22 protein-coding genes and 1 pseudogene are annotated in these 23,959 nt (G+C 61.9%); 8 read left to right on the top strand and 15 right to left on the bottom strand.

The window, feature by feature from the left end; translation table 11 throughout:
- Positions 1-3: 3 nt before the first annotated feature.
- From BSY239_RS16360 to BSY239_RS16350, 3 genes are read right to left on the bottom strand one after another with little or no spacing between them, the layout of a single operon-like run.
- Positions 4-1,380 (bottom strand): IS30 family transposase, encoded by a 1,377-nt coding sequence (locus BSY239_RS16360; RefSeq protein WP_083239850.1) that lies wholly within the window; start codon positions 1,378-1,380, stop codon positions 4-6.
- Positions 1,271-1,981, bottom strand: coding sequence for an IS3 family transposase (locus tag BSY239_RS16355; RefSeq protein ID WP_236944208.1), 711 nt, complete (start codon positions 1,979-1,981; stop codon positions 1,271-1,273). The genes BSY239_RS16360 and BSY239_RS16355 overlap by 110 nt, the downstream gene beginning before the upstream one ends.
- A gap of 38 nt (positions 1,982-2,019) precedes the next feature.
- Positions 2,020-2,538 carry a helix-turn-helix domain-containing protein gene (locus tag BSY239_RS16350; RefSeq protein ID WP_069047724.1) on the bottom strand — a complete coding sequence of 173 codons (519 nt, stop codon included), beginning with the start codon at positions 2,536-2,538 and terminating at the stop codon, positions 2,020-2,022.
- 56 nt (positions 2,539-2,594) lie between these two features.
- On the opposite strand from BSY239_RS16350, the pseudogene BSY239_RS16345 reads away from it, so the two are divergent.
- A pseudogene (locus BSY239_RS16345) lies at positions 2,595-3,515 on the top strand (IS3 family transposase); the annotation flags it as partial.
- Between the two features lie 103 nt (positions 3,516-3,618).
- Complete coding sequence (locus BSY239_RS16340) at positions 3,619-3,876, top strand: hypothetical protein (RefSeq protein ID WP_069047723.1); 258 nt, start codon at positions 3,619-3,621, stop codon at positions 3,874-3,876.
- A gap of 151 nt (positions 3,877-4,027) precedes the next feature.
- On the opposite strand, the gene BSY239_RS22515 is transcribed toward BSY239_RS16340, so the two are convergent.
- From BSY239_RS22515 to BSY239_RS16305, 8 genes are all read right to left on the bottom strand, one after another.
- Positions 4,028-4,177, bottom strand: a complete 150-nt coding sequence (locus tag BSY239_RS22515) for a hypothetical protein (protein ID WP_156775514.1) — start codon at positions 4,175-4,177, stop codon at positions 4,028-4,030.
- Between the two features lie 12 nt (positions 4,178-4,189).
- Positions 4,190-4,822 (bottom strand): CDP-alcohol phosphatidyltransferase family protein, encoded by a 633-nt coding sequence (locus BSY239_RS16335; RefSeq protein ID WP_069047722.1) that lies wholly within the window; start codon positions 4,820-4,822, stop codon positions 4,190-4,192.
- Between the two features lie 156 nt (positions 4,823-4,978).
- Positions 4,979-5,800, bottom strand: coding sequence for an alpha/beta fold hydrolase (locus BSY239_RS16330; protein ID WP_069047721.1), 822 nt, complete (start codon positions 5,798-5,800; stop codon positions 4,979-4,981).
- A 552-nt stretch (positions 5,801-6,352) separates the two neighbouring features.
- Positions 6,353-6,799 (bottom strand): DUF302 domain-containing protein, encoded by a 447-nt coding sequence (locus tag BSY239_RS16325; RefSeq protein WP_083240208.1) that lies wholly within the window; start codon positions 6,797-6,799, stop codon positions 6,353-6,355.
- Positions 6,800-6,810: 11 nt separating this feature from the next.
- Positions 6,811-7,248 carry a hypothetical protein gene (locus BSY239_RS16320; RefSeq protein WP_069047720.1) on the bottom strand — a complete coding sequence of 146 codons (438 nt, stop codon included), beginning with the start codon at positions 7,246-7,248 and terminating at the stop codon, positions 6,811-6,813.
- Between the two features lie 122 nt (positions 7,249-7,370).
- A complete protein-coding gene (locus BSY239_RS16315; RefSeq protein ID WP_069047719.1) occupies positions 7,371-7,562 on the bottom strand; it encodes a hypothetical protein in 192 nt (63 codons plus the stop codon).
- 821 nt (positions 7,563-8,383) lie between these two features.
- The gene (locus tag BSY239_RS16310) at positions 8,384-8,743 is read right to left on the bottom strand and encodes a 3'-5' exoribonuclease (RefSeq protein WP_236944089.1); all 360 of its coding nucleotides are present in this window, start codon (positions 8,741-8,743) and stop codon (positions 8,384-8,386) included.
- Between the two features lie 122 nt (positions 8,744-8,865).
- A complete protein-coding gene (locus BSY239_RS16305) occupies positions 8,866-10,617 on the bottom strand; it encodes an AAA family ATPase (RefSeq protein ID WP_156775512.1) in 1,752 nt (583 codons plus the stop codon).
- A 1,250-nt stretch (positions 10,618-11,867) separates the two neighbouring features.
- Here BSY239_RS16305 and BSY239_RS16300 point away from each other — a divergent pair.
- The 5 genes from BSY239_RS16300 to BSY239_RS16280 all read left to right on the top strand — a co-directional run bounded on the left by BSY239_RS16300 (position 11,868) and on the right by BSY239_RS16280 (position 19,919).
- Positions 11,868-12,611: a Crp/Fnr family transcriptional regulator gene (locus tag BSY239_RS16300; RefSeq protein WP_069047717.1), complete on the top strand. Its 744-nt coding sequence runs from the start codon at positions 11,868-11,870 to the stop codon at positions 12,609-12,611.
- A 235-nt stretch (positions 12,612-12,846) separates the two neighbouring features.
- On the top strand, positions 12,847-13,719 hold the full coding sequence (locus BSY239_RS16295; protein WP_236944088.1) for a Crp/Fnr family transcriptional regulator: 873 nt from the start codon (positions 12,847-12,849) through the stop codon (positions 13,717-13,719).
- 219 nt (positions 13,720-13,938) lie between these two features.
- The gene (locus BSY239_RS16290; protein WP_156775511.1) at positions 13,939-18,309 is read left to right on the top strand and encodes an ATP-binding protein; all 4,371 of its coding nucleotides are present in this window, start codon (positions 13,939-13,941) and stop codon (positions 18,307-18,309) included.
- A 14-nt stretch (positions 18,310-18,323) separates the two neighbouring features.
- Complete coding sequence (locus BSY239_RS16285; protein WP_069047715.1) at positions 18,324-19,148, top strand: response regulator; 825 nt, start codon at positions 18,324-18,326, stop codon at positions 19,146-19,148.
- Positions 19,149-19,919, top strand: coding sequence for a Crp/Fnr family transcriptional regulator (locus tag BSY239_RS16280; RefSeq protein ID WP_083240020.1), 771 nt, complete (start codon positions 19,149-19,151; stop codon positions 19,917-19,919).
- Between the two features lie 782 nt (positions 19,920-20,701).
- Here the strand turns inward: BSY239_RS16280 and BSY239_RS16275 are convergent.
- Both BSY239_RS16275 and serA read right to left on the bottom strand, forming a co-directional pair.
- Positions 20,702-20,959 (bottom strand): hypothetical protein, encoded by a 258-nt coding sequence (locus BSY239_RS16275; RefSeq protein WP_069047714.1) that lies wholly within the window; start codon positions 20,957-20,959, stop codon positions 20,702-20,704.
- Positions 20,959-22,221, bottom strand: coding sequence for a phosphoglycerate dehydrogenase (gene serA / locus BSY239_RS16270; RefSeq protein ID WP_069047713.1), 1,263 nt, complete (start codon positions 22,219-22,221; stop codon positions 20,959-20,961). Before serA ends, BSY239_RS16275 begins: the two co-directional genes overlap by 1 nt.
- A 139-nt stretch (positions 22,222-22,360) precedes the next feature.
- Between serA and BSY239_RS16265 the strand changes: the two genes are divergently transcribed.
- Positions 22,361-22,789, top strand: a complete 429-nt coding sequence (locus tag BSY239_RS16265) for an FKBP-type peptidyl-prolyl cis-trans isomerase (RefSeq protein ID WP_069047712.1) — start codon at positions 22,361-22,363, stop codon at positions 22,787-22,789.
- Positions 22,790-22,813: 24 nt separating this feature from the next.
- Here the strand turns inward: BSY239_RS16265 and BSY239_RS16260 are convergent, their stop codons facing one another.
- Both BSY239_RS16260 and BSY239_RS16255 read right to left on the bottom strand, forming a co-directional pair.
- Positions 22,814-23,638: a DUF4198 domain-containing protein gene (locus BSY239_RS16260; protein ID WP_069047711.1), complete on the bottom strand. Its 825-nt coding sequence runs from the start codon at positions 23,636-23,638 to the stop codon at positions 22,814-22,816.
- A 64-nt stretch (positions 23,639-23,702) separates the two neighbouring features.
- Positions 23,703-23,945: a hypothetical protein gene (locus tag BSY239_RS16255; protein WP_069047710.1), complete on the bottom strand. Its 243-nt coding sequence runs from the start codon at positions 23,943-23,945 to the stop codon at positions 23,703-23,705.
- Positions 23,946-23,959 lie beyond the last annotated feature (14 nt).

The raw sequence follows: 23,959 nt of genomic DNA, 5'->3' as shown, positions 1-23,959 counted from the left end.
GATTCAACCGGTCGTCGCAACACCGGGTTGGTCAGCCGATTTTAGGTAGTCATTGAGCGCTTCCGCCGGAGTCTTCCAACCCAACGTCTTGCGTGGCCTGTTGTTCAAGGTCAGTGCCACGGCTTGAATCTCTTGCTCGCTCCAGCGAGACAGGTCGGTGCCTTTGGGGAAGTATTGGCGCAGCAGCCCGTTTGTGTTTTCGTTCGTACCGCGCTGCCATGGACTGCGAGGATCGGCAAAGAAGACCTTCACCCCGGACTCGATGGTGAACCGTGCATGGTCGGATAGCTCCTTGCCACGATCCCAAGTCAATGACTGCCATAGCTGGGTAGGCAGCTTGGTCACTGTTCTCTTGAGGGCGTTGGCCATGGTTATGGCTCCGTAACCTGCCAGCGCAGGACCATTCTTTGTTCGAGGAATCAGTCCATAGCCTTCCTCGCGCGGCAGGTGCACGAGCATGGTGAAACGGCTTGACCGTTCCACCAGCGTGCCAATGGCCGACCTGTCCAGGCCGATGATCAGGTCCCCTTCCCAGTGACCGGGTACCGCACGATCTTCTATCTCAGCAGGGCGGCTGGAGATCATCACCTCTTCACTGACATGTGCCCATGCCTTGGCTTGGGACCTGGCCCGGGGTGTGCGCAAAGCACGCCCCGTACGCAGGTAGCTCACAAGCTCACGCTTGAGGGCGCCTCTGCCCTGGATATAGAGCGCTTGGTAGATGGCTTCGTGAGAGATGCGCATGGACGGATCATCCGGGAAGTCGACCTGCAGGCGGTTTGCAATCTGCTCTGGCGACCAGCCATTGACCCATTTGCGGTCACCACGATGAGGCTTGTTGCGGCCGATGAAAGGAGCCTGTCGAGGTCCAGCCACCTCCCGTCCTTGGGCATCGCGGATCTTGCCATCCAGACGGTCTTGGACATAGACGCGCAAACGCTGATTCGTCACAAGCTTGGCAGGCTTGGGCCTTCTGGCGACCAGATCCGACTTCCACTGCGCTACTGAGGCCCGGTACTCGAGCTTGCCACTGCGGGTCGCAGCGTTGCGCGTCAACTCCCGCGAAACAGTTGAGGGGCTTCGACCAATACGACGAGCGATCTCCCGCACGCTGACATCTTGAGCTCGCAGAAGTCCAATCTCTTCTCGCTCCGCGAACGACAGATATCTTCCAGATACAGGTTTCGACATGAACAATGGCATGCCGCCACGATGCCGGAACCAGCGCGAGCCCACCGCCTGCGATACGCCTACCGCCTCGGCTGCCCTCTCACTGGTGATTCCGGTTGCAATCTGTACCCAGAACTGGCGCTCGACCTCTCGCCGAAGTGCAGGAGCCCCCGGGGAGCGCATCGCGTCTCTCCCTGTCAATTGCTTCATCCATCCTGCGGGTCGCCCCATACACACCTCCTGGTTGAAGGTGTTGCGACGACCAGTTGAATCCGCCGTGCCAACCTTGATCCGAATGCACAATCAGTTCAGAGGCACATGCTGACCGGTCCAGGGCTTCCCGAAGCGTGTCAGACACCAGGTCGAACACAGGCCGCCTCGCCATGCGGTGCGCGATGATCTCACCGTTGTAGAGGTCCATGCAGGCCGACAGATAGAGCTTCTGCCCATGCACGTTGAACTCAGTCACATCAGTCACCCACTTCTGATTCGGAGCCTCCGCGAAGAAGTCGCGCTGCAGGACATTGGGCACGTTCACATCGCTCATGCTTGAGACATGCCGAAAGCTCTTCTTCGCCCGAATCAACGCGCGCAGTCCCATCTTTTGCATCAGGCGCTGCACGCACTTGTGGTTGACGGGCTCCGCCAGCGAACGGCATAGCGCTGCCGTGATTCGTCTATAGCCATAGCGTCCTTTGTGCTCGTCATAGATGGTGCGGATCTTGACCTCCATGTCGCTCTGCTGTTCGCTACGCAGGATCGCTTGGCATTGGTAGTAGAAGGTGCTGCGGGCAAGGCCTGCTACCTGCAACAGGTCCGCCAGTTTGTGGTGACGCCTCAACCCGGTAATCAGACGCGCTTTGTCGGCACAGCTGATCTCTTCGCCCGGATCAAGGCTTGCAATTTTTTTAGGTACGCCACCTCCGCGCGCAGTCGCGTGTTCTCTTCACGCAGGGTCTGCGCCGAATCTGTCATGACCGGACCTGGCGGCGCTGGGCAGCGTTGTTCTGGCTTCATATTGGGGCGTCCTTGCTTCCCGCTTCCAAGAGCCTCCACGCCGCCCTCATCGAGTTTGCGTCGCCAGACCACCACCTGGTTTGGATTGCGAATGTCGTAAACCGCCGCCACTTGGCGGCTTGAAAGCTGTTCGCGGTCCTGATGGGACAGCACCTGCAGCTTGAACTGAGCACTGTACGCGCTGCGTTTAGGACGCAGCCCGTCGATGCCGTGCAGGCGGTAGTGGCTCACCCAAGTGCGGACCTTCTCCTCGGGCAACGACCACCGCCGCGCCAGCAACTTCGCCCCACCTTCGCCAGCCAGAAAGCTCTTGACGACTTCCAGCTTGAACTCTGTTTGATACTTCTTCATGGAACCCCTTGAAGTTCGTCCAACTTCTGGGGGTCAGTTCAAACCCGGGGCGGTTCAATGAACTGTTAAAAAAAGGCCTGGGCGTCAACCCTCAGATCCTGAGCAATCGGGAGAAGACCCTGCTGGTTGACGCCCTGAAGCCCATCTACTCGCTCACAGAGCTACTCGGCGAACTTGGCCTGGCTCGCAGTTCCTACTTCTACCACTGCGCCCGCCAGCAAAGGCCTGACAAGTACGCTGACGCCCGCGTTGCCGCTGCCGATGTGTTTCAGAGCAACCACCGCAGCTATGGTTACCGGCGCATGCGTGCGGCGCTGGGCAGACGCCAGTTGCACTTGTCGGAGAAAGTTGTGCAGCGCCTGATGAAGCAGGAGGGCTTGAGTGTTCCCGCGCGCAAAAAGCGTCGATACGGGTCCTACCTCGGAGAGATCAGCCCTGCGCCAGACAACCTCCTCAATCGTGACTTCCAGGCGACGACACCGAATGAGAAGTGGCTCACCGACATTACGGAGTTCCAGATCCCGGCGGGAAAGGTTTACCTCTCGCCTGTGATCGACTGCTTCGACGGCATGGTGGTGAGCTGGACGCTTGGGACCCGACCGGACTCCGAGTTGGTGAACACGATGCTCGATGCGGCCATTGACACGGTGCAATCGTGTGACAGCAAGCCGATCATTCACTCCGACCGTGGCGCCCATTACCGCTGGCCAGGCTGGCTTGATCGGATGCACAGTGCGAACCTGACGCGGTCGATGTCGCGTAAGGGGTGCTCACCGGACAACGCGGCCTGCGAAGGTTTCTTTGGGCGCCTGAAGAATGAGATGTTCTACCCGCGGGATTGGAAGTCGACCACCATCGAGGTGTTCATCCAAGCGGTGCACGAGTACATCCTCTGGTACAACGAAAAACGGATCAAGATCTCGTTGGGTTCCCTCAGCCCCATCGAGTACCGCGAAAGTCTGGGCCTAATCAACTGAAACCAGTCCAAGAATTACGCTGCACCCCCAATGGCCCAGCTTTGGAAATGAATCAACAGCAAATCTGCTCAACAGTGTCGGTGATCGCACGCTTGAGGGGTGGTTGAACGATCCCGATCGACACTACCTTCGGCTGGCCGAGGGCTGTCTCAAGCTGATCGGCCAAGCACGCCTTTCGGCCGCGGGGGCCGATCTCGACAAGATCAACTTTTTCTATTCTTCTGCAATCGGCTTGAAGGACAACGAACTTATGCCGGCTGATCACGAAGTCGATACAAAGAAGCTGGCCAAGGCCATCATCGACGCCTACAACGACAAGAACGGAACCACGGTAAGCGCGCTCGCACAGGTGGTGCGATAGCAAGATTTCGTCGAAGATGAGCTGACGCTGTCTGGCCATTGTTGATCGACTATGCCAACTTGATGGCTTAATACTCAAGGACTCAAAAGCTAAACTTCGGGAATCGGCCAGTTGCTGCCGGTGGCAACCGGCAGCTTTCCGGCATCGCGTCTCATCGACGTCGTGCTGGATGCAACCTCAAACTGGTCACCAGAACGGTTCCTCTCAGGAGCGCCACCACTTCGGTCTTGCCGTGGTGGTCGATGGCATGCCGTATCGCCGTCGAGATCATCGGTGCCATGTCCATGATCGAACGTTGCATGGCCTGCCTCCTTCAGAACTTGGGGATTCGCAGGGTCTTGCTGATCATGGCCGTGCCCGACAGCGCGAACAGCAGGCTCATGGGATGCAGCTGCCAGGGCCCGAGTTGCCAAACTCCGCCCCACAGTTGCGCACCCAGCGCACCCTGCCAGGCGGCCCATGACAGCACGGCAGTGAGGATCACACTGGTGGGGATCGGCGTGCCTTCAAAGTAGGCCACTTTGCCCGAGTCGGTGGTCAGTTGTTCGGCCGTGACGTTGAAGCGCGCCAAGCGGCTGACGCCGCAGCAGACGAAGTAGCACAGGATGACGATGTCCCAACCGCTCTGCAGCCCCGCGGCAAAGCCCAGCGCTGCCGGGCCGACGCCGAAGGAAATGACGTCGGCCAGCGAATCGAGTTCGCGGCCCAGCGACGAGTGCTGGTGGCGCCAGCGCGCCACCTTGCCGTCGAAGACATCGAAGACGAAGGCCAGCGGTGTCATTGCGGCCGACAGCAGAAAGTGCATGAGCGAGCCGCTGGCCATGTACATCATCGCCAGGAACACCGACAACACGCCGCAGGCGGCATTGCCCAGTGTGATGAAGTCGGCCAGATGAAAGCCGCGGATCATCGCGAAGCGGCGTGGCGGGGGGGTAGAGGGCGTCATGTCAAAGTCTCTGTCGTTGGCTGTGATTAAACAGGGAACGCGACGTCGAGCAGCGCTGCGGCGGCAGCAACGCTCATGGTGTGACGACCGCCAGGCGCGCAACGGATGCGCTGCTCGTTCGTACCTGCCTTTGTCGGCGACGGCAATGCGGAGGGCCTAACCCGACGTCACAGCCGTTGACGAAGGCACGCGCCGTGAGAACGTGTTGAGAATGAGCTGCGTGGTTTCATGCGGAGCATCCCAATGCGGGAAGTGGCCGCATCGTTCGAACCAGTGCATTTGCGCGTCTGGAAACAGGGACAGTGCCCGCTTCGCCTGGCGTGGGAGACAGACCTTGTCCTGGCGGCCCCAGCCGATCACGAGTGGTGCATCGATGCTGCCGCGGGGAGCGCCTTCTTGTTCTTCGCCATAAGCCAGTCGATGCAGCAACTCGTCAAAGGAGAGTGCGAGTGCATAGCTGCGCATTTCGTCAAGGACGACGGCGGGATCGAGCGCCCAAGGCCTTCTGGAAAACTGCGCCAGCAGCATGGTGCGTGCAACCTTGTTGCCGGCGATGGCCGGCATGAGCGGCTGCAACATGCGCACGGCGCGAATCGAGAGCCAGATTGAGGAGAAGAAAGCGTGGCGCTCCCAGCCGCGCCAGAAGCCTCCGGGATCAAGGGAAACGACAGACCCCAATACGCCGCCGCGGCGCGCCAACTCGAGCACGAGCCGGGCACCCATCGAGCTGCCAACCGCGTCCACGCCGCGCAGGCCCTGCGTGTCGATGAACGAAGTGACTGCATCGCACAGCGAGCGAATTGAAGTTTCACCGCGCAGGGGCGGCGTGGCGCCGAAGCCAGGCAAGTCGACGGCAATGACGTCGTGGCGTGCAGCCAGTGGTTTCCAGATGGTGGACCAGGATCGGGCGCTGCCGCCCAGCCCGTGGATGAGCAACAGCGGCTTGCCTGTGCCCGATCGCAGATGATTCATATTCATGGGGTTGACCTCTTGTTGGAACGAAATCGCGGACTTGTCCGGATGCACGGTGTTGACCTGTCACGCGCCTGGCTCCTCTTGATCACCATCAAGAGCCATGGCACGGCTCCAGCATCGAGGCGTTGTCCCGAAGTGCAGAAGAGTGGCAAGCGGCGTGCCTGGCCGTCACCAGCAAGGCCGCGGCTGGCGCGCCACCCGCCTCAATCGCCCTCAGTGCCGGCTGCCAATGTGTGCCCTGCGGTGCGGGGCCCCCCGGGGGCTACCTGCGAGCCGGTCCGAACGGCCGCTTCAGGGCGACGTAACAAGGGCAGCAAATGTCTCTTCAGGGCCCAAAGGAACCCATCGTGGTTTTCTCAGCGTGCGACCGATCTACTTTTAAACTTGACCTCCGCTCACGTCGCCGAGAGAGCTAGCGAAAGTAACAGCAGTCGTTCGCATGTGGTCAACATAGACGCTGACCTCACCATGCACCTCGTCGATACCCAGGCGCTGCCCGACGGCCCGCGCCGTCGCCAGGCCTTCGGATCCCATCACGACATCGTGGGCCGCCGCTTAGGCCGGACCCGCAATCATCAGCGTCGATCGCACACGTTCGAGTCGGGCGCGAACCTCTTTCGCCACGGCAGCGACTTCCGGGTTGCTGGTCATCTGCAACACCGCAACCGGGTCCATGAAGGCGACAACGAGTTGGCCGTCCACCTCCTCGCGAACGACCACGTTGCAGGGCAGCAGCAAACCGATGTCCGGCTCCGCCGTGAGCGCGCGGTGCGCCAGGGGCGGATTGCAGGCGCCCAGGATGCGGTACGGGCGGCCATCGATGCCGAGTTTGACCTTCATCGTCGCCTGGACGTCGATCTCGGTGAGGATGCCGAAGCCTTCGGTCTTGAGCGCCTCGGTCACCTGAGTCACTGCCTGGGTGAAGTCCTGCCGGGGCAAGACACACTGAAAGCCGTAGCTCGAAGTCGCGGCAACGTCGGGGGTGACGGACATGCTGCTCATGGCGCCGGCCCTCACTGGGTGGCCGGCGAAGCCGGCATGCGCTGAACCATCATGTCCATCATCATCTGCATCATGGCCATGTGCTCCGTCATCATCTGATGGCGCTGGGCCATGGCAGCGGGCATGCCTTTGCTGTGATCCATTCCGCCCATGCCCTGCATGCCACCGTGCTTCTCCTTCATCATCGCCATGCCGTCCTGCATGGACTTCATGTGGTCAGCCATCAAGGCCTGACGTTCTGCCGGGCTCTTGGCGGCCATCATCTTCTGGTGCATGTCCTTCATTGCCTTCATCCGCGGCTCCATGGCGGCCATGGGCTTGGGTGCGCCCCCATGGGACATGCCGGGCGCCATGCCTGTCGCGGGCGCGGCATCAGTGGCACCCAGGCTGGCACAGGCGGTGGCAAGGGCAGCGAGGGACAGCGCAGCAAAGGTACGGATTGCATTCATGGTGAACTCCTGGTGGGGTGAAGGTCCGGGGCGGACCAATGAAAATCTGGAAGTGGAGGGGGTTGCGCGCCAGCCATCGGATGGCGGTGCCGGCGGAGCATCGGCATCTAAAAAGGCCCTTGTCACTTGCGTCCCCGCATGACGATCCAGGCCACGAGGCCGACCACGACGATCAGCAAAACAGGTCCCCAGTAGCCACCCATCCAGCCAGCGCCGCCCATGCCGCCGTTCATCATGTGACCGCTCTGCGCAGAGGCCAGGCCGCTCGGTCCCAGGAGCAGGGTCCCAGCAACCCTGGTCAGCAAGTTCTTCATGACAACTCCTCGTGAAAGCGTTTGACACTGCACGCCCGCCGGCGCGAACACCGTCGTTGCGCCCTGCACCCGCTGGACGCCACGCCTCCGGGGCAACAGTGGAGCGCTTGAATTTCAGCCATAGGCGAACGGTGGTCTGTGCGCCAACGAACATGAGCGCGCTGTGGGGCCGCGTTGCCTATCGGCGACGTCGGCCAGGGCGGATGCTTCGGCGGGGTCGACACCGCCAACGTAACGGCAGAGGGGATGCGCATCGAGTTCGCCAACCTTCCGATCTGGATGGTTGACCCGAATATGTCTCGGTGCCGGCCAGCAGCTAGGTCGCACTACGCGCGACCTGATCATGCTCCGTACGCAGCCGGACCCGCCCCGGTATCCGATGGCCCCGACCTCATCTCAGGTGGTCGACCCGCCGTGGGGGACGCGCCAGGCGGTGGACGGCCGGGTGCTGAGCCAAGAAATCGGCACCACGCGCTTGTCGGTCGTCGACAAGTTGCGGACCCAAGCACCGCAAAGCTGCGAGCGACCGATTTTGAGACTGACAGCTTCAAAGGGCCGTCGGCCGATGACCGCTGCTCTTAAGGATCTGTCCTGAGCGTAGCGATTCAAAGGACGATCGGACGACTGGAAGTGGCCGGTTGGGGAAGTCTAGCCATCGTCATCGTAGGTCGCTACCCATCTAGGGGGTACCCACCCCATGCGTTGACTGCCAACCATCCGTCGCGAAGAGCATGTGCATCGTGAAGTGCGTGATGGCGCGGGCGACCGGGTTGTCCGTGATATCGGCATACGGCCTCGCTGAAGGCGCGCTCCTCAGATTGTCAGGCCATTTTGAGCACTTTGGGATCCAGGTTGGTTGGGAGCCCATTTTCAAGCGCATCCCACAGCAAGTCTCGATCATGTGTCGAGTCACAAGCGATTTGCACCGTACCCGGGAACCCATGTAGCCACTCGTATAGACGGCGTGTCAGCTCCTCGCGTGAGCAGGAGTTTTCTGGCTGCTGCCCCAGATGAGGCAGCACGGCTTCTCGAACAAAATCACTTGCTGCCTCTCGCCGATAGTCGTTTCTCTCAGCGTAGAAGGTTGCTCCGCCGTCCTCACTCACCAGCCCGATCGAGATCAAGTCGATGTCGATGAAGTCGGTGAATTCGGTATCTAGAAAGATCAGCATGTCAGCCATCGGTGCAGGAGCTGTTTTGAATCCTGCCGGAAAAGCGATGGCGCCGTTGGAGTTTCTTCCTGCTGCTTTTCTCAGCGAACCGTGATTCCCTGTGGCAGTCTGAACGCATGGTCTGCATCGCATCAGTGTTGCCGCCCAGCGCGCAAGTGCTCTTCTGCCCACTGCGCTAGGTACCACGTCAGCCACACCTTGAGGTCGCGCATGTTGGGCACATCGATGTCCGCGGGTGGAACCACTGCATCGAACACGTCCTTCGGCAGCTCCCAATCCTTAGCGATGTCCTGCAACGCGAACGGAACGACGCCACGGATGTCCTCAGGTGTCGGTCGCCCGAAATCCAGCACCGTGACCCGGGAAAGCAGCGGCGCAGACAGACCAGCTAGCGAGTTGGCCGTGGCAATGAACACCAGACGCGAAAGGTCGCATTCCGTCTGCAGGAACGAATCGAACCAGCTGCGCGCGTTCTCTGGCTCGAGCAAGCCCAACAGGAAGTCGGCGGCGGATGGGGTCTTGCTTCCACCGTCGACTGCCTTTTCGATCTCATCAAGCAGCACCAAGCTCGATGCCGATTTGTTGTTCAGCAGCGGCTCCAGCAAGACAGAGGGTTGGCCAGTGGACCACCCCCGCGCGGTACCGGTGAGTGAGCGGACGTCGGACATGCCGGCAAGGCCGATCGCCCGAAAGCCCAGGGCCATCTCTTCGGCAAACCGCCTGGCGAACCGCGTCTTGCCGATGCCGGGAGGTCCGAGCAGGAGCACAGGGCGCAAGTGAAACACCAGCGAGCCAAAGCTTCTCCGCGTGATGAGCTCGCTGAAGATGATGTGGATGGCAATTCTTGCCCATGGGAATTCGCGCACCAGCCTTGATCGGCTTTCCTCGAGCTGAGCGACCGAGGGCATGAGGGCCACCGGCAGAGGCGACTCCAGCGGCTTGAAGCGCTCCAACGTCTGGCGGTCACCGGGATCGGCGGCAGGGGGAACCTGACCGCGGACCACGGTCAAGACTGGTGCCTTGGGGTCCGAGCTGTCTGCTGCATGCTTGAAGCACAGGTCGGAGCCTTCCGGGTCCCGCACGAGCTCCCCGCACTTTGGTGCAGCAGGGGCAGGTGTGAAAGCATTTTCAATTTGACCAAGCACCACATCGTGCATGCCGCGTTCTAGCGATTCTCGGCGAGAGGGCAACTGCTCGGCCCGGTCTGTGCGGGTCAGCGCCAAGGAGAGTGCGGTCCAGACGGTGTAGCCCTCCGTCTGCATGAACCTCTTGCGGCCCATCAGAGACCACTCCCCGTTGGGGTGAAGTCCATGCTGCACGTACATGAACAGCATATCGGCTGCCTTGAAACAGGCCGAGGTCCCCAGCGTCACTCCTTCTGTCCAAGGGTACGTCTCGGCGAAGTCCGAGAACCGCTTCATGCACCAGGCGAAGGGGTCACCCAATGTTTCGCCAATGGCAAGCGTTCGTTGACCCTGCACCAGCTTGAACGCTCGCTGCTCCGAACCTGTTTCCCGCCTTCTTTCGATGCGAATGCCGTTTGCCGTGAGGTAGGCGGTGGCGAAAGCGTGCATCTTGTCGACTGACCAGGGTGTGCGTTCATGAAGCAGGAAGAAATCCGTCAGGAGGGTCTCCCTTCCCACATCAAAAGAGTTGTCGTGGAGCCATCGGCCCACATAGCGAATCGATGCGTGACGCAGCGTCTCGCTGGTGTCCGGGTCCAAGGACTTCAAGACAAACTTTTCCAGTTCCAGCAGGCGCAGGTCCGCACCTAGCGGGTACGGCATGGCCTGGAAGAGGGGGTGCCGGAGCTTGAACTCGGCTTCGGGGAACAGGGCTTGGGCCCTGGAGGGAATGTCGGATTCCGGACGTGCTGTTTCCATGCTGCTCTCCACAAGAACGTTGCGGTTCAAGCTGCGCAGCAGCCTTCGGAGAGCAACCAACAGGGCGGGAATCGAGGTGATGTCCGCCCACTTGTGACATACGTTACTGCGGGTTTTGAGCGCTTGCAAGCCCCGCGCAGCATACGAATATGCCGTAAAGGAAGAGGCGGTTACATTTCTCGACAGCTCTATTCTTCAGCGAACTTCCGGCGTGCTTTTCGGTGGTTAGCCCGACAGGTTTTTCCGCATTTTTCTTTGACTCTCTCCCCTCGGGGCAATCCGACAGACCTCATTTTTCGGGTTCAACTGTGAACCCGAAAAATGAGGTCTGTCGGAAAAAAATAGGTCTGTCGAGAAACGGGCCGTAGAAAGTAACAGAACGTCACTGGCTTGTTACTATTTTCTTGAGGTCCGTCGGGGCAAAAAAGACAGATCGCTCTCAATTCATTGGTTTGCCTTGAGTGATGAAATACGACAGGTCCGCAGCGGTTGCAGACGATGGAGCTGCAGCGGTGGGCGCGTGGTCGTTGGCACGCTGCAGTCATTCAAGCCCCTGCAGTGAGAAGTCTTGAGAGTCAGCAATCGGGGGTGCTGCAGACGTTGCATCCCTCTGCGTGAAGCGGACCCGGCGCTTGGATGCGCCTACCTCAGATGTTCTTACTTCGGCAAGCGCACCCCGCTAGCATTTCTGTAGTCGGCCATAAGCCACCGCTCCACAAGCTGCGGATTCAAGCATTGCCGCAGCTCGTGGAGGGCGCCCCATCGGCGTAGTGAGCCGCGTGTGGTCCGGCCAGATCCGTCACGACGGAGCTTCGAATTCCCTTGTGCTGCTGCTCAGGGCCGTCCAGCACCGCCCAGGCGACGTGGCCGTCGGCACTACCTATAGCGAACCGTTTCGGAGCTGGAGCGTGCTTGGCACACGTACTACGGGAACGGACGACCTGCAACGCCGGTTGCTGTCGGTCTGCCGCCAAACGTGTGGCAGGTTCGCGACGCCGGCCCGAACCGCACCGCACCGCACGCTAACGCACGCTACCGCACAGACGGCGTCGCATGCAGCAAAGAACATTGTGATCACGATGATCGAATGCGTACTTTTGATCGACGCGGTACCTCCTCAATTGCGGGATTGCCGCGTGTCGGTGCGATCGCAACATGGAGCAGACGGAGGGGCGGCAACGTCACTGGCGGCCCCTAGACGAAGGAAGCCCCGGCATCCATGACAACCCATCCCGTTAGGCCGGTCAAACATGAAGCACAAAGAAAATCAACTGCTCGGGGCACTAGACAATGACGTGAGGCAACGGCTCGCACGTGCGATGAGTCCCGTCGACCTGAAACTCGGCCATGTCGTATGTGAAGCGGGCGGCACGCTGGAGCATGCGTACTTCCCGCAAGGGGCCGTGTTGTCATTGCTCACGGTCATGGAGGATGGTTCGGCGATCGAGACCGCCAATATCGGACGTGAGGGTGCGTTTGGCATCTTTGCGGCCATGTACACCCGTATCTCCTTCAATCGATCCGTTGTGCAACTGGCGGGGCCGATCATCCGATGCTCGATCTCTGCTCTTGAACAGGAGTTCTCGAATAGCAGCAAGGTGCAGAATCTCTTCGTTAGTTATTCCGAGACGCTGTTGTCCCAGACCCAGCAGACGGTCGGCTGCAATACGCTGCATACCGTCGAGGAAAGGATGTGTCGCTGGCTGCTCATGATGGACGACCGGGTCGAAGGGGAGGTGATGGCCTATACACAGCAGTTCCTCTCCGAGCTCATGGGGGCCAACCGCACGACGGTTTCACTGGCCGCCCAGGGGATGCAGGACAAGGGGCTGATCGCCTACCGCCGTGGAAACATGCAGGTGAAAGATCGCGCAGGAATGGAGAAGGCGTCCTGCGAGTGCTATGCCATCGTCAGACGGCGCTTCGATTCCTTTCTGAATCCCCCAGCTCACGCGGCCAAGAAGCTGGACAACGGCCGCAATACGACCCTCTAAAAGTTCCCCCCACAGGGCTTTTCTGGTGCCGCGTTAACCGGCGTTGCAGATCTCTCTCTCTCGCCGGAAACTGCGCGCTATGTAGCGTACACAACAGACATCGACCGAGACAGAGATCACGATATCGTCGTTTCTTGGAGGAACGAGTGCGCGCTAAATAAAACCACCCGAGCTGGCCGAACGCGAGGTCACGAATTTCGAGAGGACCGGGGCTGGGTCGACGCTGCGACGGATAGTGAAAACCATCACATCGTCGCGATATGGGAAAAATGAATTGATCGAAAAGAATCACCTGCATTTGTCATCGGCCATTTCATCCCACCGTGCGCAAAACCAACTACTTGCTGCCATACCTTTCGAGGATTGGCGTTTCATCGAGTCCCACTTGGAGTGGGTTGAACTCCTGGCGGGCAGCACGCTACATGTATCAGGCGGAAGCTTGCGTCATGTCTATTTTCCGACCACGGCCGTTGTATCGCTGATTTCGACCATGTTGGATGGCTCGACCGTCGAGGTGGCAGCGGTAGGTCCAGAAGGCGTGGTGGGCGTAGATGCATTCATGGGCAGCAGCAACTCCAACGACGGCACGTCTGCCAGCGGCACCTTTTCTGTTCAAAACACGTCACTTGTGATGCGCAGCGGGCACGGCTACCGCATGAGCGCTCAAGCAATCGCAAACCATGCCAAGCGATCAGCGCAAGTAATGCACCACCTGCTCAACTACACCCGCACCTTGTTTTCACAAATGTCGCAGACCTCGGCATGCAACCGCCATCACTCGCTCGACCAACAACTCGCTCGCTGGTTGTTGGTGCACTTGGAGCGTCAAGGTGACGATGAACTGAACATTACACAAGAGCGCATTGCCAGCATGCTCGGTGTGCGTCGTGAGGGCGTGACCGCCGGCGCGATGCGCCTGCAAAAAGCGGGCGTGATTCGATACGGCCGTGGACAGATATCTGTGTTGGACAAGGACGGTCTGAGGCTCCACAGCTGTGAATGTCACGCGGTGATTCGTGGTGCGTATGAACGGTTGTCCCGCGATGCAGCGCCGCAAGCACCGATTTCGGGTGACGTCTCTCCCATGCGGGGTCACTCCCAAGATTGAGTTGGGCGGCTTTCCATCTGTTGATCTGGCCTCTTTCTGAGGAACTCCCCCGCATCCGCCGGTTGGTCTGTTTGAGCTGCCAAGTTGGCCTCTAGAGTCGTACTCTCGCTACTCCACTGATCGATCAAAGTGGGCACCCAAATGCCCCGAGCCAAAGTCCTTGTCATTGAATTGAATCGTCGTATCGCAATGACGTAATCCCGCACCTACAAGGCGCCTTTGAAACACAATGACCAACTAGCTGCAGAACGAAACCCTCTCGCCTTTCTATTGGGTGGCGGCGAGATGGGCAACTTGATACGGTCGATGGACTGGTCAGCGACCGCGCTGGGACCGGTTGAGGGGTGGCCGCAGAGCCTGCGCACGACCGTCAGCATCTGCCTGGCCTCGGACCTGCCCATTTGCGTCATCTGGGGGCCGGGCCTGGTCCAGCTCTACAACGATGCCTACCGGGTCATTTGCGGCAACAAGCATCCTCGCTCCATGGGGCAAAACTTCTCGGAGTGCTGGAAAGAGGCGTGGCCGGTGATTGGCGAGGCGCACGACTCGGCCCTGGCCGGCGACACGGCCTTCCTCGAAGGCCAGCAAATTTTCCTTGAGCGGCACGGGTACGTGGAGGAGTGCTTCTTCACGTTCTCATTCAGCCCCATCCGGGACGAGGCCGGGCGGGTCGGCGGCCTGTTCCACCCCGTCATCGAGATGACGACCCAGATGCTCGGCGAGCGGCGCACACGGGCGCTGCGTGACCTGACCGCTCACACAAACCAAGCCAAGTCAGTCAGCGAAGCGCTCTGCTTGTCCGCTCAGGCCCTCGCTCAATACGACCTTGACGTGCCTTTTGTCCTGCTCTACGAATGGGACCCCGACAGCGATCAAGCCCGGCTGGTCGGGGCGACCGCCCTCCAGGCCGATCCTGCCGTCAGCCCGAACACGGCAGTTTCGGGAATGAAGGAACAGACTCCTTGGCCACTGGAAGAAGTTGTACGTTCGGGGTCGGCAGTGCAGATGAACGACATGCGCCAAAGGACCAGCCAGCCTTTGCCTGGCCCCTATCCCGAACCACCGAATGCGGCACTGGCGCTGCCGATCATCCTTCCAGGAGCCGACCGCCCCGCCGCCATCCTCATTGCGGGGGTCAGCTCTCGCCTGAGGATGAACGAGGCCTACCGGAGCTTCTACGATTTGCTCGCTGCCGCCGTCACAACCGCCGTCGCGCATGCCCGGGCCTATGACGACGAGCGGCGACGTGCCAAGGCGCTCGCCGAACTCGACCAGGCCAAGATCGCCTTCTTTTCCAATGTCAGCCATGAGTTCCGCACGCCACTGACCTTGATGCTGGGGCCAGTCGAAGATGCACTGGCCGCACCAGATGGGCATTTGCCACCGTTGGAACGGGAGCGGTTGGAAGTCGTTCACCGCAACGGGCTGCGACTTCAACGTCTCGTGAACAGCCTGCTGGATTTCTCAAGAATCGAGGCTGGTCGGGTTCGCGCGGCCTACGAGCCGACAGCGCTGGCGGAGTTCACCGCCGACCTCGCCAGCAACTTTCGCTCGGCCTGCGAGAAGGCCGGATTGGAACTTCGCGTCGATTGCCCACCGCTCAGCGAGCGGGTGTTTGTGGATAACCCCATGTGGGAGAAGATCGTTCTCAACCTGCTGTCGAACGCCTTCAAGTTCACCTTTGAAGGGGAAATCGCCGTCTCTATGCGACAGGTCGACCGCGCCGTCGAACTGCGCGTCCGCGACACGGGCACGGGCGTCCCCGCCGAGGAAATCCCGCGGCTTTTTGAACGCTTCCACCGGGTCGAAAACGCGCGCGGACGCACGCACGAGGGGAGCGGCATCGGGTTGGCCCTGGTGCAAGAGCTGGTCAATTTGCACGGTGGCTCGATCAGCGCCGACAGCGAGGTCGGACGCGGTACGACGTTCACCATCTCGATTCCGATGGGATCGCAGCATCTGCCCCAGGATCAGGTCGGTAACAGGCCTGCTGCCCCGCAGCCCACGACAGGGGCGAATCCGTTCGTCGAGGAAGCTCTCCGCTGGCTTCCCGACTCCGAACAGCGCTCTGATCTCGGAACGGAGTTGCCGTCGATTCAGGACGATCCGACAGACACCGCCACCTCGCCAGATGAGCACGATGACAAACGTCCCCTGGTGCTGGTCGCCGACGACAACGCGGACATGCGGCAGTACGTCGTCCGTCTGCTCGGCTCGCATTACCGCACAGAGGCCGTGCAGGACGGGGCGGCTGCGCTGGTGGCGGCACGCGAGCGGATACCGGATCTGATCCTGACCGACGTGATGATGCCCGGGCTCGACGGCTTCGGGCTGTTGCAGGCCTTGCGCGCCGACCCTCAGATGAGCGGCGTGCCGGTCATCATGCTTTCTGCCCGTGCCGGGGAGGAAAGCCGTATTGAGGGCTTGCAGGAAGGGGCCAACGACTATCTGGTTAAACCGTTCAGTGCCAGAGAGTTGCTGGCCCGTGTGGCGGCTCAACTTCAAATGACCCGCATGCGGCGAGAGAGCATTGTGGCGATCCAGGCCAGCGAAATGCGCTATCGCGCCTTGGTCACGGCCAGTGCCGATGTGGTTTACCGCATGAGCCCCGACTGGCGCGAGATGCGCCCACTCGACGGCCGCAATTTCGTGGCCGATGCCCCCGAACCAACGACCAGCTGGCTGCAGGACTACATCCACCCGCAAGACCATGCGCGCTTGTTGGCCGCGATCGAAACAGCCATCGAGGCCAAGGGCGTCTTCGAGCTGGAACACCGCGTGCTGCGCGTGGATGGCGAACTGGGCTGGGCACACGCGCGCGCGGTGCCCGTGCTGGACGAAGACGGGGCTATCGTGGAATGGTTCGGCACCGCCAGCGACGTCACCGGAATGCGTCGTGCGCAGCAGACGTTGATTGAATCGGAAGAGCGCTACCGCAATCTCTTCAATTCCATGGACCAAGGCTATTGCAGCCTCGAGATGATCTTCGATGACGCCAACAAGGCCGTGGATTACTGCTTCCTGGAGGTGAACCCGGCCTTCGCCGAGCTCACGGGGGTAAAAGACGCCGTAGGCCGGCGCATGCGCGAGATCGCGCCTGAGCATGAAGAACACTGGTTCACCACCTTTGGCAAGGTGGCAAGCACGGGGGAGTCGGTGCACTTTGTGAACGAGGCTCAGTCGCTGGGCAACCGCTGTTTCGAAGTCAGTGCTATGAAAATGGGCGGACTGGACAGCCCCAACGTCGCGGTGCTGTTCACCAACATCACCGAACGACGGCGCACCGAAGCAGCGCTGCTGGCCAGGGAGGCCGACCTCATCGATGCTCTGGCTGCCGCCGAACACGCGAACCAGGCAAAGTCGGACTTCCTGTCAAACATGAGCCATGAACTGCGTTCGCCGTTGAATGCCGTGCTGGGCTTTGCCCAGTTGCTGCAGTCCGGCACGCCGCCGCCCACGCCTCGGCAGGAAGAAAGCGTGGACGAGATCCTCAAAGCGGGTTGGTACCTGCTGGGCTTGATCGAAGAAGTCCTGGACCTGTCGCTGATCGAATCAGGCCGCCTGTCCTGCGTGCTGGAGCCGGTGCCGTTGGCCGAGGTGCTGCACGACTGCCTGGCGCTGGTGGAAGGGCAGGCCGCAGCACATGGCATACGCCTGAGCGTTGCGCAGCCGGGCGACGCGTGCCTCGTCATCGTGGACCGCACCCGTCTCAAGCAGGTCTTGGTCAACCTTCTCAGCAATGCCATCAAGTACAACCGCGAAGGAGGCACGGTGCGGGTGCACTGTGAGGCCGCGTGGAGGGGCCGCATCTGCATCCGCGTTGAAGACAGCGGCAATGGCCTGAGCCCCGAGCAGCTCACCCATATCTTCCAGCCCTTTGAGCGCCTGGGGCGGGAGGCTGGGGCGATCGAGGGCACTGGCATCGGCCTGGCGCTGAGCAAGCGCCTGGTGGAACTGATGGGTGGGCAGATTGGCGTGCACAGCGTCGTCGGTCAGGGCAGCGTGTTCTGGGTGGAACTGGATACGCCTGGCGCCCAGACATCGGCGCCAGCGAACTCTGCCGCGACCAACGCTGCCCGGGTGCAAGTTGCAGCAGCACCCGGGCCCACTGCGGCCGGCCGAAGCCCCTGCACCGTGCTGTGCGTGGAAGACAATCGCGCCAACCAGCTGCTGGTGCAGCGCCTGTTGGCGCAGCGCACCGACGTGCGCCTGCTGCTGGCTGGCGACGCAGAGCACGGCCTGCAACTGGCACGCACAATGCAGCCCGACGTGGTGCTGATGGACATCAACCTGCCAGGCATGAGCGGGCTGGAAGCAATGGAGCACCTGGCTGCAGACGCCGCCACTGCGCACATCCCGGTCATTGCGCTCAGCGCGCTGGCGATGCGGCACGACATCGACAAAGGCCTTCAGGCGGGGTTCTTCCGCTACTTGAGCAAACCCATCAAGATCGAAGCCTTCGCCGAAGCGCTGCAAGCGGCCCTGGGCCGTGCCGGTCGGCCGAAGGAAGCGCCAGCCAGGACGCTTGTTGCGCAGCCAGCACACACGGTCAGCGCGGCAACCCCGAGATCCGTGGGAAACAACCCATAGAAAGTACACAAGCCATGATCACTGCCAGTGAAATCCTGGGCGCCCGCGTCCTCATCGTTGACGACCAGGAAGTCAACGTGCGCATGCTTCAGCGCCTGCTGTCAGACGCGGGCTACAGCCATGTCATGGCGACCATGCAGCCTGCTGAAGTGTGCGCAATGCACCGCCAGCATGACTACGACCTGATCCTGCTGGATCTGCAGATGCCCGGTATGGACGGCTTTCAAGTCATGGAGGCCCTCAAGACCATCGAGCGCGACCCTTACCTTCCGGTGATCGTGCTGACGGCGCAGCCAGGGCACAAACTGCCTGCGCTGAATGCCGGGGCCAAGGATTTCATCAGCAAGCCGCTGGACCTGACCGAGGTCCACACCCGCATCCGCAACATGCTCGAAGTGCGATTGCTGTACCGCCAGTTGGCACTGCACAACAGCCAGCTCGAAGCCACCGTCCTGGAGCGCACGCAGGAACTGCGGATCAGCGAAGCGCGTTTTCGAAGCCTGACCGAACTGGCGTCCGACTGGTATTGGGAGCAGGACGAATCCGGAGCCTTCACGAAAGTGTCGGGGCCGGTGCTTGAAATGTTGGGCATCCAGGTGGATGCATTGATCGATACGCCGCAAGACGCCCAGCAGGCCGTCTGGAACGAATCAGAGCGCGCGGCCTTGCTCAAACGCATCGCCGCGCGCGAACCCTTTCTGGACTTTCACCTGAGTCGCCAGCAAGCGAACGGGGCACGCCAGCAGTTCCGCGTGAGCGGGCAGCCGATGTTTGACCGTACCTGCCGCTTCATCGGTTACCGAGGTGTGGGTGTTGAAGTGTTGACGGACAGCCATTGAATGACTGCCTTGATGCCTCGGCAGCCCCTGCTGAATTCGTTGCCACAGACTGAACTGAACGGCGCGCGGCTCAACCACCTGTTGGGCGCGTTGCCGGTCGTGGACTTTGACCTCATAGCGAGGCACCTGGAGCCGATCACGTTGCGCTTGGGCGAGTCCATCTATGAACCTGACAGCCCTTTGCGTCACGCCATCTTCCCGACCACTTCCATCGTATCGTTGCACTATGTAACCGCGACCGGCGCATCGGCAGAGACAGCCGCTGTCGGCAGGGAAGGCATGGTGGGTCTAGCGCTTTTCATGGGCGGCCACACCACCGCCAGTTCAGCCCGCGTGCTCGTTGCTGGCGGTGCTTTCCGACTGCCGACGGGCCAGTTGCAGCGGGCCTTCGATCGCGCCGGCTCGCTGCGAGGGTTGCTTTTGCGAGACGCCCTCTCGCTCATCGCCCAGATCACACAGTTCGCTGCCTGTAACCGGCATCACCCCATCGAACAGCAGTTCTGCCGCTGGTTGCTGTGTGCCCTGGACCGACTGCAATCGGGCGAACTGGTGATGACCCACGAACTCGTAGCCAACACATTGGGTGTGCGTAGAGAAAGCATCACCGAAGTGGCGGGGCGCTTGCAGCAGGCCGGCGTGATCCGCTACCGCCGCGGCCACATCTCGGTGCTGGACCGTGCCAGGCTCGAATATCAAGCCTGCGAATGCTATGCCGTGGTCAAGGGCGAGCAGCTCAGGCTGCAGGCACCGACGCTGGCAAGCCACGGCTGAAACGCCGTATGGACTTGTGTTGCTGCCGACGACAGCACCGACTCGGTGCTTCCTCCAGGGTACCTGCAACACCGCGATGTCCCAGGCCGCCGGCACCTTGGTGATCGATGTCCGATAGCGGTGGATCGCCTTCAACTGCCTGACGCTGACGAAGCGCTTGGCGACGCCATCAGGCCGATGGTTTTCAAGATGGGCTCCCGAGGCGTTATTCCTGCAGGGTCTCAAGCAGCACGCAGCGCCTCAATCGCCCAGACTGTTGCCCACCAGTGAGCGCCTGCTGGTGCGGGGAATCCTTCGGTTACCTCGGCTCATCTACAACCGGCGGCTCTCGGGGCGATGAGTTCGGGGGCGGCCTATGTCGCCAACAAGTCGGTAGTTCCAGTTCGCCTCGCACTCAACCGGTCATATGCGGGAATGCTGCGGTCTCAACCCTTGGAGTGCCTGGTCTCGGAGGTGCAGCAGTCAGATAAAGGCTGGCCGTTGACTGGCCGGTGATGACCGCACCTGTCTTTCGAGACGTCAAGCACGAATGTCTCAGTTCAGTCTTGAGCTGACTCTCCCTTCATCAAAAGCCGCCCTGCACGTCGCAATGACCCTGGCCCAGGCGTCATTGAGAAGCCACCAGACCCGCGCATTCCGCGTGGACGCTGCATCTCCTGAGGCGATCGAGATGCGGGTGGCAGTTGTCGGGCTGCTCTGGATCCTCCACGACCTTCACCAGTTCACCGGACCGTTCGGTGCCACAGCGCCGCTGCCGGTGTTGTGCCCGAGCACGCGCAGGGTCAGCGCCCGGTGTGCGCGTCACCACCATCGCCGAGCAGGCGGTGGGTGATCTCGGTGGTGTCCAGCCGGTCAAAGCCCATGTTGTGGCGATCGGTCAGCGGCCCGCCGCCGGGGATGACCTGGCCCTGGTCGTCATGGCCCACCGCCTTGAACTTCCAGCGCCCGCCGATGAGTTTCAGGTTGCCGACCTGGCAGCCTTGCGCGTCGAGCACCGCGCACACGCCGCCCTGATCCGGGCCGATGGTCAGGCCTGGCATCAGAACAGCACGCGGGTGCGCAAGGTACCGGTCACGCCGGCCAATCCGGTCAGTGCGATGTCGGCGTGCACGACGTCAACGTCGATGACCACGTAACCCACGTCCTCGCGCGTCTGCAGGTACTGCGCGGCGATGTTGATGCCGTTGTCGGCGAACACCCGGTTGATGGCGGACAGCACGCCGGGCACGTTGCGGTGCACGTGCAGCAGGCGGCGCTTGCCGGGGTGGGAGGGCAGCGCCACCTCGGGAAAGTTGACCGACGAGGTGGTGGTGCCGTTGTCGCTGTACCGGACCAGCTTTTCCGCCACCTCGTGGCCGATGTTGGTTTGCGCCTCCAGCGTGGAGCCGCCGATGTGCGGCGTCAGGATCACGTTGTCCAGGCCGCGCAACGGCGACTCGAAGCGATCGGCGTTGCTCTGCGGCTCTTCTGGAAAAACGTCGATGGCAGCCCCGACCAGGCGGTGTTCGCGCAGCGCGGCGGCCAGCGGCTCGATCTGCACGACGCGGCCGCGTGAGGCGTTGATGAGCGCCGCGCCGGGCTTCATCTGCGCGATCTCGCGCTCGCCGATCAGCCATTCGGTGCTGGCGTTCTCGGGCACGTGCAGGCTCACCACGTCGGCGGTGCCGAGCAACTCGGGCAGGGTGGCCAGCTGGCGGGCATTGCCCAGCGGCAGCTTGCTGAGCACGTCGACAAAAACCACCTGCATGCCCAGCGCTTCGGCCAGCACCGAGAGTTGCGATCCGATGGCGCCATAGCCCACGATGCCCAGCGTCTTGCCGCGGATTTCGTGGGCGTTGCGGGCCGTCTTGAGCCAGCCGCCGCGGTGCGCCACCGTGCTCTTTTCGGGCACGCCGCGCAGCAGCAGGATGGCTTCGCCCAGCACCAGCTCGGCCACCGACCGGGTGTTGGAAAACGGCGCGTTGAACACGGCGATGCCGCGCTGGCGCGCCGCCACCAGGTCGACCTGGTTGGTGCCGATGCAGAAGCAGCCGATGGCGATCAGCTTGGGCGCATGGGCCAGCACCTCGGCCGTGAGCTGGGTGCGCGAGCGGATGCCGACGAAGTGCACATCGGCGATCTTCCGGCGCAGTTCTTCTTCGGACGGTGAGCCTGCGAGGTTTTCGATCTGGCTGTAGCCGGCCGCTTGCAGCGTGGCGGTGGCCGAGGGGTCGATGCCTTCGAGCAGCAGGAAGCGGATCTTGCGCTTGTCGATCGAGGTGGTCGGGGCTTCGGGACGGGTGAGAGGAGAGGTGGCGCTCATATCCGACTAATGTAGTCGGGATTGGGTGCCGGGCGTGGGGCCCCAGTGGTCATGAGGGCCAGGCCGGCAGTGCTGCGGATACAGTCGGACGCAGTCCACCCACCCATGCGCTGTGTCTGTTCATCCCCACCTTCACCCCATGAAAAAAATCCTCCAACTCGCCGCCGTCCTGGCCACCCTGTCGTTCACCGCATCCGCTCATGCCCAAGCCGCGGGCGCACTGCCCGCCGACAAGGTTCTTCCATCGGGCGTGGCACTCAAGTGGACCGCGGCCGGCACCGGTGAGAAGCCACTGGCCACCGACACCGTGCAGGTGCACTACCGCGGCAAGCTGACCGACGGCAAAGAGTTCGACAGCTCGTTCAAACGCGGTGAGCCCGCCACCTTTCCGCTCAACCGTGTGGTGCCCTGCTGGACACAAGCCTTGCAGGAAATGAAGGTGGGCGACACGGCCGACGTGACCTGCCCCCCGGCCACGGCCTATGGCGAGCGTGGCATTCCCGGCGTGATCCCGGCCAACAGCGTGCTGGAGTTTCAGGTGCAGCTGCTGGCGGTGAGAAAGCGCTGACCGGATTCGACGCTCTTCGCGCCTTCAAGGCGCCTTGCGCATCAAACCTCGCTCGGGCATGTTGAACGTGAGGTTGCCCCAGTGGCTGTCCCAGTCCCAGCCCTGGTTGTCGGTGGTGGGCACCATGTGCACCACGCTGGCCATCCACACGCCGGACCAAGGCAGTGTGGTGGTGCTGCGTCCTGCGGCATCGGTGCGCGTGCGCAGCACATTGAGTTGAGCGCCGCGCTGGTTCCACACCTTCACCAGCGCGCCCTGCAGCGGCTGGCCTTTGAACAGTACCTGCAGCGCCAGTGCGCCGCCGGGCTGCAGGCGCTGCGGGTCGGTCAGCGGCACGATCTCCAGCGTCTGGCCGGCGCGCACGCCAAAACTGGCGTCGCTCTGGCCGCCCACGCTCAGCAGGGTCTTCACATGGCGGCGGTAGCGCTCGCGCCCGGGCTGGGCGTCTTGCCCGGCGGCCTGGCGCTGCGCCATCACACGCTCCAGGCCCTCTTCGCGCAGGTAGGCATTGAAGGTGTCGGCCGAGAGCGTGATGGTGAAGGGGCGGGTGTCGAGCACGACCAGCTGGGCACCCGGTCGCTCGAAGGCCAGCGCCACGCTGTCCTGGTTGAGGTTGTCGGGCAGTTGCGCGGTGAGGGCCACCTCGCCGGACTGGCTGAACCAGCGCAGCGATTCGGCCATGGGTCGACCGAAGCCGACCGGGTCGCCGGTGAAGTTTTCGCCCACACGCAAAGCGAGTTCCACCTCACCACGCACCGGCAGTGAAAAGCGGTCGGGCTGCATCCAGAATTCGTGCGCCTGCGCGGCCGTGGCCAGCCACAGGGCGGCAAAAGATATCCATGTTTTCATATGGAAAGCGGGTCGGCACACACCGTGTGACGACCCGCCCTGTTGGTGGGTGAACGAAGCCGGATCAGACCGTGTCGTCCACCGGCAGCGGCGTGTTGTCCACCGGTTCGGGTTCGGTGGTCTCGCTGGTCTGTGCAATCAGCTGGTTCATGTAGTCCAGCAAGGACTGCACCGTGGAGCCCATGAAGGGCTTGGCGGCTTCGGGTTGGGCTGGTGCAGGGGCGTCGCCGCCACCGCCACCACAACCGGCGAGTGCCGCAGCGGCCACAGCCACCGCCAGCACCGATTTCGCGAGATGGTGTCTCATGGTGTTTCCTTGGT

Origin of the sequence: Hydrogenophaga sp. RAC07, assembly GCF_001713375.1 — a bacterium.
Lineage (GTDB): Bacteria > Pseudomonadota > Gammaproteobacteria > Burkholderiales > Burkholderiaceae_C > Hydrogenophaga.
Note: the sequence above shows the minus strand (reverse complement) of the source record. Positions and strands in the feature narration are given on the sequence as shown.